Raw genomic sequence first — 16,150 nt, forward strand, 5'->3', positions numbered from 1 at the left:
CACGCTCCCTGGAGAGAACTGCCATGATCAAGTCCCGCGCCGCCGTTGCCTTCGCCCCGAATGAACCCCTGAAAATCGTCGAGGTCGATGTCGCGCCACCTCAGGCCGGAGAGGTGCTGGTACGTATTGTCGCTACCGGCGTGTGCCACACCGATGCCTATACCCTGTCCGGCCAGGACAGCGAGGGCGTGTTCCCCTGCATTCTCGGTCACGAGGGTGGCGGTATCGTCGAGGCGGTGGGTGAGGGCGTCACTTCGCTGGCGGTCGGCGACCACGTGATTCCGCTGTACACCGCTGAATGCGGCGAGTGCAAATTCTGCAAATCCAACAAGACCAACCTGTGCAGCTCGGTACGCGCCACCCAGGGCAAGGGGCTGATGCCCGATGGCACCAGCCGCTTCTCCTACAACGGCGAGCCGGTCTACCACTACATGGGTTGCTCGACCTTCTCCGAGTACACCGTGCTGCCGGAAGTCTCTCTGGCGAAGATCCCCAAGGAGGCGCCGCTGGAGAAGGTCTGCCTGCTTGGCTGTGGCGTGACCACCGGAATTGGCGCCGTGCTCAATACCGCTAAGGTGACCGAGGGCTCCACCGTGGCCATCTTCGGTTTGGGTGGCATTGGTCTGGCGGCGATCATCGGCGCCAAGATGGCCAAGGCTTCGCGCATTATCGGCATCGATATCAATCCGGCCAAGGAAGCGGTTGCCCGCGAGCTGGGCGTGACCGATTTCGTCAATCCGAAAGAGCACAGCAAGCCGATCCAGGAAGTCATCGTCGAAATGACCGATGGCGGCGTCGACTACAGCTTCGAGTGCATCGGCAACGTGCAACTGATGCGTGCCGCACTGGAGTGCTGCCACAAGGGCTGGGGCGAGTCGACCATCATCGGCGTGGCGCCGGCCGGTGCTGAGATCAGCACTCGTCCGTTCCAACTGGTCACCGGCCGCGTCTGGCGCGGTAGTGCCTTCGGTGGCGTCAAGGGCCGTACCGAGCTGCCGAGCTATGTCGAGAAATCGCAGAAAGGCGAAATCCCGCTGGATACCTTCATCACGCACAACATGGGGCTGGATCAGATCAACGAAGCGTTCGAGCTGATGCACGAGGGCAAGAGCATTCGTACTGTCATCCATTTCTGATGGCGTGCCGCACGGCTGATGGTCGTGCGGATTCTTTCGTAGGGTGCGTGGGGCCTCCTAGGCTGCGCGCACCGCTAATCCCTGGTGCGCATGGCGCACCCTACGGAGCGGCTCATGACCCTCGAAATCGTTTCAAGCAACAAGAGCTTCGGCGGCTGGCACAAGCGCTACCGCCATCGCTCCAGCAGCCTCAACTGCGACATGGTGTTCGCCGTCTATCTGCCGCCGCAGGCCGAGCAGGGCGCCAAGCTGCCGGTGCTGTACTGGCTGAGCGGGTTGACCTGCACTGACGAGAACTTCATGCAGAAGGCTGGCGCTCAGCGGATGGCAGCCGAACTGGGGTTGATCATCATCGCGCCGGACACCAGCCCGCGTGGCGAGGGGGTGGCCGATGACGCCAATGGCGCCTATGACTTCGGTCTGGGTGCAGGCTTCTATGTCAATGCCATCCAGGAGCCCTTCGCGCGGCACTACCGCATGTACGACTACGTGGTGCAGGAGTTGCCGGCGCTGATCGAGGCCAACTTCCCCGTCTCGGACAAGCGTGGCATCGCCGGCCATTCCATGGGCGGTCACGGTGCGTTGATCTGTGCGTTGAAGAATCCGGGGCGTTACCAGTCGGTATCGGCCTTTTCACCGATCAGCAATCCGATGAACTGCCCGTGGGGCGAGAAGGCCTTTTCCCTGTATCTGGGCGAGGAGCGTTCGCGTTGGCGTGAGTGGGATGCCAGCGTGCTGATCGCCGAGGCCAGCGAGAAGCTGCCGATCCTGGTCGATCAGGGCGATCGTGACGATTTTCTCGAAGGCCAGCTCAAGCCGCAGGCGTTGCAGGCTGCGGCCAAGGCGGCCGCTCATCCGCTGACGCTGCGCATGCAGCCGGGCTATGACCACAGCTACTACTTCATCGCCAGCTTCATCGACGATCACCTGCGTCATCACGCTGCTGCTTTGCGGTAGTCGTAGCCCGGATGAAATCCGAGAAATTCGCCCCCCGGATTTCATCCGGGCTACGGGGCAATGCGGTTAGAATCACGCCCTGACTTTTTCAGGGCGTTGTTCTTTATGCGTATCGGTCATGGCTATGACGTACACCGCTTCGGCGAAGGCGATTTCATCACTCTCGGCGGCGTACGGATTCCCCATAAATTCGGTCTTGTCGCTCATTCCGACGGTGACGTGCTGCTGCACGCGCTGAGTGATGCCCTGCTCGGTGCAGTAGCGCTGGGCGATATCGGCAAACATTTCCCCGATACCGATCCGACTTTCAAAGGCGCCGATAGCCGTGCGCTGCTGCGCCATGTGATGGGCCTGGTGCGTGGCAAGGGCTACGCGGTGGGTAACGTCGACGCCACCATAATCGCCCAGGCGCCGAAGATGGCGCCGCATATCCAGAGCATGCGCGAGCGCGTTGCCGAGGACCTGGGTATCGAACTGGATCAGGTCAACGTCAAGGCCACCACCACCGAGAAGCTGGGTTTCACCGGACGTGAGGAAGGTATCGCGGTGCACGCCGTCGCCCTGCTGGTCAAGGCATGAACGAGCTGCAGCTGCTGGGGCCGCGCGCCCATGGTGAGGCCTGTGGTCGGGCGGTGCTCAAGGCCACTGCCGAGGATTTTCAGGTCGATGAAGTGCTGGATATCCCGCTCACTGGGCAGGGTGAGCACCTCTGGCTATGGGTGGAAAAGCGTGGCCTGAATACCGAGGAGGCCGCCCGGCGGATCGCCCGCGCTGCCGGTCTGCCGCTCAAGGCGGTCAGTTACGCGGGACTCAAGGATCGTCAGGCGCTGACCCGGCAGTGGTTCAGTCTGCACCTGCCGGGCAAGGCCGACCCCGATCTGGCCGCTGCGCAGGGCGATGACATGGTCATCCTGCGCAGCCAGCGACACAACCGCAAATTGCAGCGCGGTGCCCATGCCGCCAACGGATTCACCTTGCGCCTGACTGCCCTGGAGGCGGACCGCGATGCGCTGGAGCAGCGTCTGCAGCGTATCGCCGAACAAGGCGTGCCCAACTATTTCGGCTTGCAGCGCTTTGGCTTCGATGGCGGCAATGTCGAGCAGGCGCGTGATTTCGCCTCGCGTCAGGAGTTGCCGGTGCAGCGCAACCTGCGCTCGCGCCTGCTGTCTTCGGCGCGCAGTTACCTGTTCAACCAGGTGCTGGCCAAGCGTGTGGCTGCCGGTACCTGGAACCAGGCGCAGGTCGGCGATGTGCTGGCGTTCACCACCAGTCGCAGTTTTTTTGTCGCGGGGGAGGCCGAATGCAGCGATCCGCGGCTGGCCGCGCTCGACGTGCATCCGACAGGCCCACTCTGGGGCGATGGTGCGCTGCCGAGCGTCGCTACGGTGCAGGCGCTGGAGCAGTCGGTGGCTGAAGAGTGCGCGGAGCTGGTGCAATGGCTGGTCAAGGCGGACATGGCGCACGAACGGCGAATTCTGCGCCTCCCCATCGGCGGCCTGTCATGGCATTATCCCGAACCCGATATTCTGCAACTTGCATTCGTCCTGCCGGCCGGGTGTTTCGCCACCGTGGTGGTGCGCGAATTGCTCGATCTGGTGCCAGCAGGGCAGACGGATACTCCATGCGAATTCTGATTTCCAACGACGACGGGGTGAACGCACCCGGTATCGCTGCGTTGCACCAAGCGCTGGCCGACTATGCCGAGTGCGTAGTGATCGCTCCTGCCGAAGACAAGAGCGGCGCCAGCAGCGCACTGACGCTCGATCGTCCGCTACATCCCATGGCCTTGGCCAATGGCTACATCAGCCTCAATGGCACGCCGACCGATTGCGTGCACCTGGGGCTCAATGGCTTGCTCGAGCAGACGCCGGACATGGTCGTCTCTGGCATCAATCTGGGGGCCAACCTGGGTGATGACGTGCTCTATTCCGGCACCGTCGCCGCCGCGCTCGAAGGACGTTTCCTGAGCAAGCCAGCGTTCGCTTTCTCGCTGCTGTCGCGTCTTCCCGACAACCTGCCGACCGCTGCCTATTTCGCCCGTAAACTGGTCGAGGCGCACGAGCGGCTCGAACTGCCGCCGCGTACCGTGCTCAATGTCAACGTGCCGAATCTGCCGCTGGAACATATTCGTGGCGTGCAACTGACCCGCCTCGGTCACCGCGCGCGCGCGGCGGCTCCGGTCAAGGTGGTCAACCCGCGTGGCAAGGAAGGTTACTGGATTGCGGCTGCCGGTGATGTCGAGGATGGCAGTCAGGGCACCGATTTCCATGCCGTGATGCAAGGTTATGTATCGATCACGCCGCTACGGCTTGATCGCACGTTCAATGAGGCTCTCGAATCTATGGATGGCTGGTTGGAGGGCATCTTCTGATGCGTGGCCAGGACGACATGCAGCGCAGCGGGATCGGCATGACCTCGCAGCGCACCCGTGAGCGATTGATCCAGCGCCTCTATGAGGAAGGACTGTCGAACGCTCGGGTACTGGAAGTGATCCGCCGTACGCCGCGTCATCTGTTCGTCGATGAGGCCCTGGCGCACCGCGCCTATGAAGATACGGCGCTGCCCATCGGGCATAACCAGACGATTTCCCAGCCGTACATGGTCGGCCGCATGACCGAGCTGCTGCTGGCCGCTGGCCCGCTGGACAAGGTGCTGGAGATCGGTACCGGTTCCGGTTACCAGACCGCCGTGCTGGCACAGCTGGTCGAGCGGGTGTTCTCTGTGGAGCGCATTCAGGTGCTGCAGGATCGCGCCAAGGAGCGTCTGGCCGAACTCAAGCTGCGCAACGTGGTCTTTCGCTGGGGTGATGGCTGGGAAGGTTGGAACGCGCTCGGCCCGTACAACGGCATCATCGTCACCGCCGCCGCCGCGCAAGTGCCGCAGGCCTTGCTCGATCAACTGGCTCCAGGTGGACGGCTGGTCATCCCAGTCGGCAGTGGCGATGTGCAGCAGTTGTTGCTGATCGTACGTGAAGAGCAGGGTTTTTCCCGGCATGTGCTCGATGCGGTACGTTTCGTGCCGTTACTCAACGGGCCGCTGGCCTGATCGCTTTTTCGCTCCGGAAGGATCCATGAAGAAACATTTTCTGCTCTATGCCAAGGGCTTGGCCATGGGCGCTGCAGATGTCGTGCCCGGCGTTTCCGGCGGCACCATCGCTTTCATCAGTGGCATTTATGACGAGCTGCTGCGCTCCATCGCCAGCATCCCCGAAGCGCTCCTGCTTTTGCTGCGTGGTCGCATCAAGGACGCCTGGCAGATGGCCAACGCGACCTTTCTGCTGGTGCTGCTGTGCGGCATCCTCACCAGTGTCCTGACGCTCGCTCGCTTGATCACCTATTTGCTGCACCATCATCCGATTCCGGTGTGGTCGTTTTTCTTCGGATTGATTCTGGTGTCCACCTATTTGGTGGGGCGCGAGATCGAGCGGTGGAACTGGAGCAGGGTGGTGAGTTTTGTGCTCGGTCTGGCTTTCGCCTACTGGATCACCGTCGCGGCGCCCATGCAGTGGGGCAGTGACCTGCCGACTCTGTTTCTGGCTGGTGCCATTGCTATCTGCGCAATGATCCTGCCGGGTATCTCGGGCAGTTTCATCCTGCTCCTGCTGGGCCTTTACTCGGTGGTATTGGGGGCGGTGAAAGAGCTCGATCTTATGGTCTTGGCGGTGTTTGCCAGCGGTTGTCTGGTTGGCATTCTCAGTTTCGCTCGCCTGCTAAGTTGGCTGCTTTCACGTTGGCGTGACCTCAGTCTGGCGTTTCTCGCTGGCCTGATGCTGGGTTCGCTGAACAAGGTCTGGCCCTGGAAGGAGACCCTGAGCTGGCGTATCGACAGCAAGGGCGAGCAGGTGCCGTTACTGGAGAGCAATCTGCTGCCAGGGAAATTTGCCGAAATCAGTGGTCAGGATCCGCAGTTGCTGTTTGCCGTTGCACTGGCAATCGGCGGCATCGTTCTGGTGCTCGGTTTGGAGTGGCTGGCGAGTCGTCGGCCAGTCGATACTGGTCGCGCTGAATAAATACGGCACAATAGGCGTCGTACTCGGAATCATTCAGGGAGCTGTTGGGTGAGTTGGACCGTCCTTCACGTGCTAGTCCGCGCAGTAGCAGCCATTCGCCTGCCTCTGGCCATGCTTGCTGCCTCCGCGTTGGTCGGCTGTGCCAGCTCGCCCCCAGGTGGTGTGCAAGTAGTCGACCGTGGACAGAACCAGGGGCGTGCTCCAGTAGTACAGCGTCAGCCCGTGCGCAGCGGCCACTATGTGGTGCAGCGTGGCGACACGCTCTACTCCATTGCCTTTCGTTTCGGCTGGGACTGGAAAGCGCTGGCTGCCCATAACGGCCTGCGTGATCCTTACGTGATCCGCGTTGGCCAGGCGATCCGTTTCGACAACCGCCCCGTAGGTAACAGTCAGCCGGTCGCTTCGGCACCGCCTCCAACCACTTCGACCGTTATCACCCAACCAGTGCCCAGTCGTCCACCGGTTGCCGTTACTGCGCCGCCTGCAACTCAGCCCGCTCGCCCGCCGGTAGCCAATACACCAGCGACGACGCCAGTCACTCCAGTGAGTCGTTCTGCCAGCGGTTGGTCGTGGCCAACCGACGGCACGGTAATCAGCCGTTTTTCCTCAAACGGTAGTTTGAATAAAGGCATTGATATCGCAGGGCAATTAGGCCAGCCTGTTTTAGCTGCGTCTGATGGATCAGTGGTGTACGCCGGGAGTGGTTTGCGGGGCTACGGCGAGTTGATCATCATCAAGCACAGCGATACCTACGTAAGTGCTTACGGTCATAACCGCAGGTTGTTGGTACGGGAGGGGCAGCAGGTCAAAGCCGGGCAAAGTATTGCCGAAATGGGGTCCACAGGGGCCGACCGGGTGAAGCTGCACTTCGAGATTCGCCGCCAAGGTAAACCTGTCGATCCGCTGCAATATCTGCCACGTCGTTGATCCGTCGCTGACCCGTTCCATCACGTAGGAGGGACGGGCTCAGGTGTGGCCAGGACGGTTCCGCCAGAGTCTGTTGTCGAACTCAGCTAGGGACAACAACAATGGCTCTCATCAAAAAAGAAGCGCCGGAGTTTGACGTCGACGATGAACTGCTCCTCATGGAGCCAGGCATCGTTTTCGGCGAGGTTCAGGGCGATGAGGTGGAAGCACCGGTCGCACGTACCAAGGCGAAGAACGCCACCCCCTCCAAGCAGCACAAATACATCGACTACACCCGAGCGCTAGACGCCACTCAGCTTTACCTCAACGAAATCGGTTTCTCTCCCTTGCTCACTCCCGAAGAGGAAGTGCACTTCGCGCGTCTGGCGCAGAAGGGCGATCCTGCTGGGCGCAAACGCATGATCGAGAGCAACCTGCGGCTGGTCGTGAAGATCGCTCGGCGTTACGTCAATCGCGGTCTTTCCCTACTTGATCTGATCGAGGAGGGTAATCTCGGCTTGATTCGTGCCGTGGAAAAATTCGATCCGGAGCGGGGGTTCCGTTTCTCGACCTATGCAACCTGGTGGATCCGCCAGACCATCGAACGCGCCATCATGAACCAGACGCGAACCATCCGTTTGCCGATTCATGTGGTCAAGGAGCTCAACGTCTATCTGCGTGCAGCTCGTGAACTGACCCAGAAGCTTGACCATGAGCCTTCTGCGGAAGAAATTGCCAACCTGCTGGAAAAACCGGTGGGCGAGGTCAAGCGCATGCTCGGCCTCAACGAACGCGTATCCTCGGTGGACGTTTCGCTCGGTCCGGACTCGGACAAGACACTGCTCGACACCCTGACCGATGATCGCCCGACCGATCCCTGTGAGCTGTTGCAGGACGATGATCTGTCGCAGAGCATCGATCAGTGGCTTTCCGACCTGACCGACAAACAACGGGAAGTCGTTGTGCGCCGCTTCGGTCTGCGCGGCCATGAAAGCTGTACCCTTGAAGAGGTAGGGCAGGAGATCGGCCTGACCCGCGAGCGAGTGCGGCAGATTCAGGTCGAGGCGCTCAAGCGCCTGCGGGAGATTCTCGAGAAGAACGGCTTGTCCAGCGAGGCCTTGTTTCAGTGAGGTTTCGCCTCGATCACGAACCCGGCTCCGGCCGGGTTTTTTATGCGCGCTTATGTAAGCCATCGCTTACAGGTGTTGTCAGTATATGTTCTGAAAGCCCATGGTTTTTACTGATATTTTACTTAACTGTTTGTTTTTTAAAGATTTTAAAAAAATCACGAATAGACTGGGTCAATCTGAGTCGGGTTGTGCGGTTGCCTGAGGCGGCTAATATCACACCCGTGCTCAGGGACAAGCACAGGCCATCAGGATGAGGGTCAGGAACATCGCAAGACGCGATTCATCAGGACGATGAGTTGGGAAACAAAGGGACTAGGGAATAAAAGTGGGCGGCGCAAGCCGCCCCTTTTTTTGCGCGTTATTCGTAGGGCCAGCCTGACGCTCCGTTGAAAGTAAAAGACCCGCACTTGGCGGGTCTTTGTGTTTCTGGGCGAACTCAGCGCTCCAGATGTTGCAGCTTGTCCTTCACGCCATCCCACTCTTCGGCGTCCGGCAGTGCTTCTTTCTTCTCGGTGATGTTCGGCCACACCTCAGCCAGGTCGGCGTTCAGTTCGATGAACTCCTGCTGATCTTCGGGCACTTCATCTTCCGAGAAGATCGCCTGCGCTGGGCACTCCGGCTCGCACAGGGCGCAATCGATGCATTCATCCGGGTGAATGACCAGGAAGTTCGGGCCTTCGTAGAAGCAGTCCACCGGGCAGACTTCCACACAGTCGGTGTATTTGCACTTGATGCAGTTGTCGGTGACGACGAAGGTCATTCTGATTCTCTCCTCGGGCGGCGGCCTGAGCCATTTCTGTGAAGGGCTGTCAGGCGCTCTGTCTGTGGCCGCGGCTCAGGCTGTAAACCGGGCGGTCGTAAAATTGCGCGCGATTCTAGCAGTTTGTTGTATTGAGCGTTAGATCTGCGTCTTCCATGTATATAACAGCTCCAGCGCCTTGCGCGGAGTCAGATCATCCGGATTGATCTTGTGCAATTGCTCCAGCAGCGGATGCGGCACGCTGGCGAACAGATCGCTTTGCATCGGCGCCTGCGGCTGGCCGGCTTCCTGACGCGGCAGATCATGCGGCAGGCTGGTGGCTTCCAGGCGCGCCAGGTGCTCGCGTGCGCGGCTGATTACCGTGCCGGGTACACCAGCCAGTTGCGCTACAGCCAGGCCGTAACTCTGGCTCGCAGGGCCTGGCTGAACGTGGTGGAGGAAGACGATGCGCTCGTTGTGCTCGGTGGCCGAGAGGTGCACGTTGGCCACCACCGGCTCGCTTTCCGGCAACACGGTCAGCTCGAAATAGTGTGTGGCGAACAGGGTGAAGGCGCGCAGGCGCGCCAGGTGCTCGGCGGCTGACCAGGCCAGCGACAGGCCGTCGAAGGTACTGGTGCCTCGGCCGACCTCGTCCATCAACACCAGGCTGCGTTCACTGGCGTTGTGCAGGATGTTGGCAGTTTCGCTCATCTCCACCATGAAGGTGGAACGGCCGCCAGCCAGGTCATCGCTCGAGCCGATACGGGTGAAGATACGGTCGACCAGCGATAGCTCGCAGGCCGCCGCCGGCACGAAGCTGCCGATATGGGCCAGCAGCACGATCAGCGCAGTCTGGCGCATGTAAGTCGATTTACCGCCCATGTTCGGCCCGGTGATGACCAGCATGCGGCGGCTGTCGTCCAGATCCAGATCGTTGGCCACGAAGGGCGTGGTCAGCACCTGCTCGACCACCGGGTGGCGGCCCTGTTCGATACGCATGCATGGTTCGTCGACGAAGCGCGGGCGGTTCAGGTCAAGGTTCAGCGAGCGCTCGGCCAGGTTGCTCAGTACGTCCAGTTCGGCGAGGGCTGCGGCACTATCCTGCAGCGGCGCCAGATGGCCGATCAGGCGTTCGAGCAACTCGTCGTAGAGCATCTTTTCCCGTGCCAGGGCGCGGCTCTTGGCCGACAAGGCCTTGTCTTCGAATTCCTTCAGCTCCGGGGTGATGAAGCGCTCGGCGCCTTTGAGCGTCTGCCGGCGGATATAGTCAGCTGGCGCCGACTCGGCCTGCTTGGTCGGCAGTTCGATGAAATAGCCGTGCACGCGGTTGTAGCCGACCTTGAGGTTGGCCAGGCCGGTGCGCTCCTTCTCCCGAGCTTCCAGATCCATGAGGAACTGGCCGGCGTTCTCGCTCATCGCCTGCAGCTCGTCCAGCTCGGCGTCGTAGCCGGTCTTCAGCACGCCACCGTCACGAATCACCGCCGGCGGGTTGTCGATGATGGCGCGGGCCAGCAGGTCGGCCAGTTCCGGGTAGGTGGAGATGCTGCTGGCCAGCTGTTGCAGGTGCGGGGTGTCCAGCGTGGTCATCGCCACCTGCAGCTCGGGCAGTGCCGCCAGAGCGTCGCGCAGGCGGGCGAGGTCGCGTGGGCGGGCGTTGCGCAGGCCGATGCGGGCAAGGATGCGTTCCAGATCGCCAATTTCCTTGAGCTGCGGCTGCAGCGTTTCGAAGCGATAACCGTCGAGGAGGCGGGCGATGGCGTTCTGGCGCGCCTCCAGCACCGCGCGATCACGCAGCGGGCGGTTCAGCCAACGGCCTAGCAGGCGGCTGGCCATGGCGGTCTGGCAACGATCCATCACCGACTGCAGAGTGTTGTCGCGGCCGCCGGCGAGGTTGATGTCCAGCTCCAGGTTGCGGCGGCTGGCACTGTCGAGAATCACCGTGTCGTCCAGACGCTCGTGACGCAGGCTGCGCAGGTGGGGCAGGGCGGTGCGCTGGGTTTCTTTGGCATAGCCAAGCAGGCAGCCGGCGGCGCCGATGGCCAGGGTCAGGTTCTCGCAGCCGAAGCCTTTCAGGTCCTGAGTGCTGAACTGCTGGCACAGGCTCTTGAAGGCGCTGTCGCGGTCGAAATCCCATGGCGCGCGGCGGCGCGATCCTTTGCGCTTCTCGGCGGGCAGACCTTGCGGCCAGTCATCCGGGATCAGCAGCTCGGCGGGGCTCAGGCGTTCCAGTTCGGCCAGCAGGTTTTCCCAGCCTTTGATCTCCTGCACGCTGAAGCGGCCGCTGGTGATATCCAGCACGGCCAGGCCGAACAGACGTTCGTCGCCTAGTACCGCGGCCAGCAGGTTGTCACGGTGCTCATCGAGCAGGGCTTCGTCGCTGATGGTGCCGGGGGTGATGATGCGCACCACCTGACGCTCCACCGGGCCCTTGCTGGTGGCTGGGTCGCCGATTTGCTCGCAGATCACCACCGACTCGCCTAGCTTCACCAGCTTGGCCAGGTAGCCTTCGAGCGAATGAAAAGGAATACCGCACATGGGGATCGATTGGCCGGCCGACTGGCCGCGTGCGGTCAGGGTGATGTCGAGCAGCTTGGCTGCCTTCTTCGCGTCTTCGTAGAAAATCTCGTAGAAGTCACCCATGCGATAGAACATCAACTGATCCGGGTGCTGGTTCTTCAGCTTCCAGTACTGCTGCATCATCGGGGTGTGTGCGGAGAGATCGGTCATGCCGGGCCTTACGTGCGGTGGGTGTGACGAAGCCGGGAATTTTCCCATACTTCGTCACTCACGTGGGCTGCGAATCTGACGCGATTACCTGTCAGTCGGTGAAGGTCACCGAGAACTGGGCCACAGCCTCAACCACGCGCTGCGATTCGCTGCGTATCTCGCGGATCACTTCGCCGGCCTGGTTGGCCAGGTCTACGCCGGTGCGTGCACGCTCTCGCGTGGTTGCCATGCTGGCCACTGCGTTGCGCGTAAGGCTCTGGTTCTGTTGAACGACGCCGTTGATCTCCTGGGTGGCCTGGCTGGTTCGCGAGGCCAGTTGGCGCACTTCATCGGCCACTACGGCGAAGCCGCGGCCCTGTTCACCGGCGCGTGCTGCTTCGATGGCCGCGTTGAGTGCCAGCAGGTTGGTCTGGTCGGCGATACTGCGGATCACCTGAACGATGCTGGTGATCTGCTCGGATTGTTTGTTAAGGCCTTCTATCTGTTCGGCCACATGAGCCAGTTCGCTGGCAATGTCGGCAACTACCTCGACAGTCTGGGCTACCGTGCGCTTGCCGTGATCGGCGGAAACGTCGGTTTCCTTGGCGATGTCATGAGCCAGCTGGGCTGCGGCAGCCTCCGAGTCGCGGCGTTCGACCTGAGCGGTGATGTCGCTGGCGAATTTCACGACGCCATAGACGCGGCCGTTACCGTCGTAAAGGGGGTTGTAGGTGGCGCGCAGCCAGACCTGGCGGCCTTGTTTGGTCACTCGACGAAAGCGATCGGACATGAACTCGCCTTTGTTCAGGCGAGCCCAGAACTGATGGTAGTCCTCGCTGTGGCTGTCCTCGTTCAGGCAGAAGAGCCGGTGATGTTGGCCAACCACCTCTTCTCGGCGATAGCCCATCAGGTCAAGGAAGTTCTGGTTGGCACTGACAACTTGCCCCTCGAGGTTGAACTCGATCACCGCCATGGAGCGGTCGATGGCTTTGATATAGCTCTCGTGCATATGTTCGGCCGCTACCTGGCGGGTGATGTCGGTGGCAATCTTCATGACCTTGGTCACCGAGCCCTGGGCGTCACGGATTGGCATGTAGGTCGCTTCCAGCCAGACCTCCTTGCCGTCTCGCGTCAGTCTTGGAAAGCGATCGCTGAAGTGCTCACCCTGGCGTAGGCGCTGCCAGAACTGCTGATAAGCGAGGCTCTCGCTCAGGCTTCGGGGGCAAAACATGCGGTGGTGTTTGCCGACAATGTCCTCCAGGCGATAATTCACCACGTCGAGAAAGGCTGGGTTGGCGTCGAGAATGATGCCGTCCGGGGTGAACTCGATCATCGCCATCGATTGGCGAATGGCCTGTAGCTCCGCCGCTCCCAGATCCTGCGCGTCCTTGTGTTCCTTGTTCCGTGACAGCCACATTGCAGTGCCTCCTGTCGCACCCTGGCCGTGATAACAGTAGACGAAATTTGCCGTTTCCACTGGCGGTGCAAGCTGTGTAGGGTTTGCCGTTCGATGAGCGAGGAGTGGATATGGACAGAATTAGCCAACTGGCCGAACAACTGGGTGCAGCACTGCAGGCGCAAGCTGCTCAGGTCACCACTGCAGAGTCCTGTACAGGCGGCGGTATTGCCGAGGCAATCACTCGCATCCCTGGCAGTTCGGTCTGGTTCGAGGCCGGCTATGTGACGTACTCCAACGCCCAGAAAACCAAACAGTTAGCTGTGTGTGCTGACTTTTTCGCCAGTGTGGGCGCCGTTAGCCGTGAGGTGGTCGAAGCGATGGTGCGTGGCGCTCAGGCCAACAGCGGGGCGCGCTATGCCGTGGCTGTCAGTGGTGTGGCGGGGCCGGGCGGTGGTTCCGTTGACAAACCAGTCGGTACGGTCTGGTTGGCCTGGGGCGACGGCGAGCGTCTTTTCAGTGTGCGCAAGCAATTCGCGGGTAACCGCGATGAGGTGCGCCGACAAACGGTCGAGGCCGCTCTGGCGGGGCTTCTGCGCCTGTTGGCAGAGGAAAATCCGCTTATGGGGTAGGCGGGCGACTTGCCCTGTGGAATAATACTGGCTACTTATACAGTTGTTGGCGGCCCTAGGGGCCCTTGTTAATACGTGAGGATGGTAATGGACGAGAACAAGAAGCGCGCTTTGGCGGCTGCCCTGGGTCAGATCGAGAAACAGTTCGGCAAGGGCGCGGTCATGCGCATGGGCGACCATGAGCGTCAGGCCATTCCGGCTATCTCCACCGGCTCGCTGGGGCTGGATATCGCTCTGGGTATCGGCGGCCTGCCGAAGGGACGTATTGTCGAGATCTACGGCCCGGAATCCTCTGGTAAGACCACGCTGACCCTGTCGGTGATCGCCGAAGCGCAGAAGCTTGGCGCCACCTGTGCCTTCGTCGATGCCGAGCATGCGCTCGACCCGGATTATGCCGGCAAGCTCGGCGTCAACGTCGATGATCTGCTGGTATCGCAGCCGGACACCGGTGAGCAGGCGCTGGAAATCACCGACATGCTGGTGCGCTCCAACGCCATCGACGTGATCATCGTCGACTCCGTGGCAGCTCTGGTGCCCAAGGCGGAAATCGAAGGCGAGATGGGTGACATGCACGTAGGTCTGCAGGCGCGTCTGATGAGCCAGGCGCTGCGCAAGATCACCGGTAACATCAAGAACGCCAACTGCCTGGTGATCTTCATCAACCAGATTCGTATGAAGATCGGCGTGATGTTCGGTAGCCCGGAAACCACCACTGGTGGTAACGCCCTGAAGTTCTACTCCTCGGTTCGTCTGGATATCCGCCGTACTGGTGCGGTGAAGGAAGGCGAAGAGGTCGTGGGCAGCGAAACCCGCGTGAAGATCGTCAAGAACAAGGTCGCACCTCCTTTCCGCCAGGCTGAGTTCCAGATCCTTTACGGCAAAGGCATCTACCGTAATGGCGAGATCATCGATCTCGGCGTGCAACAGGGCCTGGTCGAGAAGTCGGGTGCCTGGTACAGCTACAAGGGCAACAAGATCGGTCAGGGCAAGGCCAATGCGGCCAAGTACCTGGAAGACAATCAGGAAGTGGCGCGCGAGATCGAAGGTCTCATTCGCGAGAAGCTGCTGGTCAGCAGCACTCCAGCCAAGGCTCCGGCTGCCGATCTGGCTGATGCTGAAGTCGACTTCTAAGCCGTCAGAGCATGACCGTCGTACTGGATAACCCGCTCGCCGTCAGGCGGGCGGCCATGGATCTACTGGCGCGGCGTGAACATGGACGTGTCGAGCTTGCGCGTAAGTTGCGCAAGCGTGGCGCCTCCGAGGACATGATCGACGCGGCTTTGCAGCGGCTATCGGAGGAGGGCTTGTTATCCGAGGCCCGCTATCTGGAAAGTTTCGTCGCTTATCGTGCGCGCGCTGGCTACGGGCCGTTGCGTATTCGCGAGGAGCTCGGCCAGCGTGGGCTTGCGCGTAGCGATGTCGATCAGGCTCTGCGTGAAAGTGGTATCGACTGGTTCGAGCAGTTGCGTGAAACCTGGCAGCGCAAGTTTGCCAGTCGGCTTCCTGAGGATGCTCGAGAGCGTGCTCAGCAAGGCCGGTTTCTGGCCTATCGTGGTTATTCGCTGGATATGATCGGGCGTCTGTTGCGCGGTTGCGATGAATAGCGCGCCAGTCTGCTCAGGCTGGCTGGATGGCCAACTGGCGTAGATGGCTCGGCACGTCTGGTGCGCCGGCCAGGCGCAACCCTTCGCCAAGTGCAGTGGCTTCCTGATGCTCTTTGGGCAGGAGGAGGAACTCCGGGGTGCCGGCTTTCTTCAGTAGCGACAGGCGTGCATAAGGGATGCCGTTGTCCAGAAGCAGCCCCATGAAGCTGGGGTCACTCCACGCCGCCTCTGGCATGGCAAGTACGTGATAGCGATTTTGCAGGTTGTCCAGGCCCGCTTCATTCAAGCGATAGCGAACCAGATTGGCTGGCAGCAGCACTTCCAGTTCGCGTCTGCGCGCATAGGCGATTGCTCCGGTGAAGGCTTCGCCGTGCATCTCCCCTGACCAGAAGGTGCGTGAGCCGCGCCAGTTGGCTTGACGCAGCTCTATCGGCTCGCCGGCGAGAAATCGCGGCAACGCCTGGCTGACGGTCTTGACGAAATCCTTGTAGCTGATGATGCGCACCTGCTTGCAGTGTTCGCTTGCCGCGTAGTCTTCGAAGTTCACGTAGCCTGGTACCGGACAAGGACAGGCGAAGCCATCGATCAGGCGCAGATCGAACGATTGCAGTTGCTGCGTTTGTGCTTCCACTACTTGAGTCAGTGCGGAGTGGGCCTGTGCTTTGTCTTCCTGCACCGGGCCGGAAAGTGCGCCGCGAGGCAGGTTGAGCAGAAGCTGCAGTTGCGGGCCGTCATGCCAGCCAATGCTTTCGACCGCTGCAGGCAAGGGTTTGAATGGCAGGCGCAAGGCGCTGGCTCTGGCGAATATCTGCCGTGAGCTGCGGCCGAGCAGGCCCATGCGCTGAGCCAGTGCAGCCAGGCGGCTGCTGAGAGTTGAGGATTCGGACAGGCTCATGGCCGGCAGATCGTTCCTGAAGCGTCTGCTGCAGTGTGGC

General features: G+C 61.1%; 16 protein-coding genes. 12 read left to right on the plus strand and 4 right to left on the minus strand.

The window, feature by feature from the left end; all coding sequences use genetic code 11:
* Positions 1–23 precede the first annotated feature (23 nt).
* The 9 genes from AAEQ75_RS15725 (at position 24) to rpoS (ending at position 8,138) form a co-directional block, all read left to right on the plus strand.
* Positions 24–1,136, plus strand: coding sequence for an S-(hydroxymethyl)glutathione dehydrogenase/class III alcohol dehydrogenase (locus tag AAEQ75_RS15725; RefSeq protein WP_143505262.1), 1,113 nt, complete (start codon positions 24–26; stop codon positions 1,134–1,136).
* Between the two features lie 114 nt (positions 1,137–1,250).
* On the plus strand, positions 1,251–2,093 hold the full coding sequence (gene fghA, locus AAEQ75_RS15730) for an S-formylglutathione hydrolase (RefSeq protein WP_343349656.1): 843 nt from the start codon (positions 1,251–1,253) through the stop codon (positions 2,091–2,093).
* A gap of 105 nt (positions 2,094–2,198) precedes the next feature.
* The gene (gene ispF / locus AAEQ75_RS15735; RefSeq protein ID WP_296232266.1) at positions 2,199–2,672 is read left to right on the plus strand and encodes a 2-C-methyl-D-erythritol 2,4-cyclodiphosphate synthase; all 474 of its coding nucleotides are present in this window, start codon (positions 2,199–2,201) and stop codon (positions 2,670–2,672) included.
* Entirely contained in the window at positions 2,669–3,727 is a 1,059-nt protein-coding gene (truD, locus tag AAEQ75_RS15740; protein WP_343349658.1) for a tRNA pseudouridine(13) synthase TruD, read from the plus strand. Before ispF ends, truD begins: the two co-directional genes overlap by 4 nt.
* A complete protein-coding gene (surE, locus tag AAEQ75_RS15745) occupies positions 3,715–4,464 on the plus strand; it encodes a 5'/3'-nucleotidase SurE (protein ID WP_125881145.1) in 750 nt (249 codons plus the stop codon). The genes truD and surE overlap by 13 nt, the downstream gene beginning before the upstream one ends.
* Positions 4,465–4,502: 38 nt before the next feature.
* Positions 4,503–5,138 (plus strand): protein-L-isoaspartate(D-aspartate) O-methyltransferase, encoded by a 636-nt coding sequence (locus AAEQ75_RS15750; protein ID WP_166432394.1) that lies wholly within the window; start codon positions 4,503–4,505, stop codon positions 5,136–5,138.
* 25 nt (positions 5,139–5,163) lie between these two features.
* On the plus strand, positions 5,164–6,102 hold the full coding sequence (locus tag AAEQ75_RS15755; protein WP_343349662.1) for a DUF368 domain-containing protein: 939 nt from the start codon (positions 5,164–5,166) through the stop codon (positions 6,100–6,102).
* 48 nt (positions 6,103–6,150) lie between these two features.
* Positions 6,151–7,029, plus strand: a complete 879-nt coding sequence (locus tag AAEQ75_RS15760; protein WP_430523421.1) for a peptidoglycan DD-metalloendopeptidase family protein — start codon at positions 6,151–6,153, stop codon at positions 7,027–7,029.
* A gap of 101 nt (positions 7,030–7,130) precedes the next feature.
* Positions 7,131–8,138, plus strand: a complete 1,008-nt coding sequence (gene rpoS / locus AAEQ75_RS15765) for an RNA polymerase sigma factor RpoS (RefSeq protein ID WP_343349664.1) — start codon at positions 7,131–7,133, stop codon at positions 8,136–8,138.
* 436 nt (positions 8,139–8,574) lie between these two features.
* Here rpoS and fdxA read toward each other — a convergent pair whose 3' ends face one another.
* The 3 genes from fdxA to AAEQ75_RS15780 form a co-directional block, all read right to left on the minus strand.
* Positions 8,575–8,898: a ferredoxin FdxA gene (fdxA, locus tag AAEQ75_RS15770; protein WP_017678218.1), complete on the minus strand. Its 324-nt coding sequence runs from the start codon at positions 8,896–8,898 to the stop codon at positions 8,575–8,577.
* Positions 8,899–9,036: 138 nt separating this feature from the next.
* Positions 9,037–11,604, minus strand: a complete 2,568-nt coding sequence (gene mutS, locus AAEQ75_RS15775; RefSeq protein WP_343349666.1) for a DNA mismatch repair protein MutS — start codon at positions 11,602–11,604, stop codon at positions 9,037–9,039.
* A gap of 91 nt (positions 11,605–11,695) precedes the next feature.
* Positions 11,696–13,000 (minus strand): methyl-accepting chemotaxis protein, encoded by a 1,305-nt coding sequence (locus AAEQ75_RS15780; protein WP_343349667.1) that lies wholly within the window; start codon positions 12,998–13,000, stop codon positions 11,696–11,698.
* 110 nt (positions 13,001–13,110) lie between these two features.
* On the opposite strand from AAEQ75_RS15780, the gene AAEQ75_RS15785 reads away from it, so the two are divergent.
* The 3 genes from AAEQ75_RS15785 (at position 13,111) to recX (ending at position 15,215) form a co-directional block, all read left to right on the plus strand.
* Positions 13,111–13,611 carry a CinA family protein gene (locus tag AAEQ75_RS15785; RefSeq protein ID WP_343349668.1) on the plus strand — a complete coding sequence of 167 codons (501 nt, stop codon included), beginning with the start codon at positions 13,111–13,113 and terminating at the stop codon, positions 13,609–13,611.
* A gap of 87 nt (positions 13,612–13,698) precedes the next feature.
* Positions 13,699–14,742 carry a recombinase RecA gene (recA, locus tag AAEQ75_RS15790; protein ID WP_106734992.1) on the plus strand — a complete coding sequence of 348 codons (1,044 nt, stop codon included), beginning with the start codon at positions 13,699–13,701 and terminating at the stop codon, positions 14,740–14,742.
* Between the two features lie 11 nt (positions 14,743–14,753).
* Positions 14,754–15,215, plus strand: a complete 462-nt coding sequence (gene recX / locus AAEQ75_RS15795; protein ID WP_343349669.1) for a recombination regulator RecX — start codon at positions 14,754–14,756, stop codon at positions 15,213–15,215.
* Between the two features lie 13 nt (positions 15,216–15,228).
* On the opposite strand, the gene AAEQ75_RS15800 is transcribed toward recX, so the two are convergent.
* Positions 15,229–16,110, minus strand: coding sequence for a DUF6685 family protein (locus tag AAEQ75_RS15800; RefSeq protein WP_343349670.1), 882 nt, complete (start codon positions 16,108–16,110; stop codon positions 15,229–15,231).
* Between the last annotated feature and the right edge of the window lie 40 nt (positions 16,111–16,150).

This window comes from Pseudomonas sediminis (genome assembly GCF_039555755.1).
Taxonomy (GTDB): Bacteria; Pseudomonadota; Gammaproteobacteria; order Pseudomonadales; family Pseudomonadaceae; genus Aquipseudomonas; species Aquipseudomonas mendocina_D.

Excerpts from the sequence above, each read along its gene's own strand:
- fghA (WP_343349656.1), top strand. The coding sequence starts at position 1,251 with ATGACCCTCGAAATCGTTTCAAGCAACAAGAGCTTCGGCGGCTGGCAC.
- AAEQ75_RS15780 (WP_343349667.1), bottom strand. The coding sequence starts at position 13,000 with ATGTGGCTGTCACGGAACAAGGAACACAAGGACGCGCAGGATCTGGGA.
- recA (WP_106734992.1), top strand. The coding sequence starts at position 13,699 with ATGGACGAGAACAAGAAGCGCGCTTTGGCGGCTGCCCTGGGTCAGATC.
- ispF (WP_296232266.1), top strand. The coding sequence starts at position 2,199 with ATGCGTATCGGTCATGGCTATGACGTACACCGCTTCGGCGAAGGCGAT.
- mutS (WP_343349666.1), bottom strand. The coding sequence starts at position 11,604 with ATGACCGATCTCTCCGCACACACCCCGATGATGCAGCAGTACTGGAAG.
- AAEQ75_RS15750 (WP_166432394.1), top strand. The coding sequence starts at position 4,503 with ATGACCTCGCAGCGCACCCGTGAGCGATTGATCCAGCGCCTCTATGAG.
- AAEQ75_RS15755 (WP_343349662.1), top strand. The coding sequence starts at position 5,164 with ATGAAGAAACATTTTCTGCTCTATGCCAAGGGCTTGGCCATGGGCGCT.
- AAEQ75_RS15800 (WP_343349670.1), bottom strand. The coding sequence starts at position 16,110 with ATGAGCCTGTCCGAATCCTCAACTCTCAGCAGCCGCCTGGCTGCACTG.
- AAEQ75_RS15785 (WP_343349668.1), top strand. The coding sequence starts at position 13,111 with ATGGACAGAATTAGCCAACTGGCCGAACAACTGGGTGCAGCACTGCAG.
- recX (WP_343349669.1), top strand. The coding sequence starts at position 14,754 with ATGACCGTCGTACTGGATAACCCGCTCGCCGTCAGGCGGGCGGCCATG.
- rpoS (WP_343349664.1), top strand. The coding sequence starts at position 7,131 with ATGGCTCTCATCAAAAAAGAAGCGCCGGAGTTTGACGTCGACGATGAA.
- truD (WP_343349658.1), top strand. The coding sequence starts at position 2,669 with ATGAACGAGCTGCAGCTGCTGGGGCCGCGCGCCCATGGTGAGGCCTGT.
- surE (WP_125881145.1), top strand. The coding sequence starts at position 3,715 with ATGCGAATTCTGATTTCCAACGACGACGGGGTGAACGCACCCGGTATC.
- fdxA (WP_017678218.1), bottom strand. The coding sequence starts at position 8,898 with ATGACCTTCGTCGTCACCGACAACTGCATCAAGTGCAAATACACCGAC.
- AAEQ75_RS15725 (WP_143505262.1), top strand. The coding sequence starts at position 24 with ATGATCAAGTCCCGCGCCGCCGTTGCCTTCGCCCCGAATGAACCCCTG.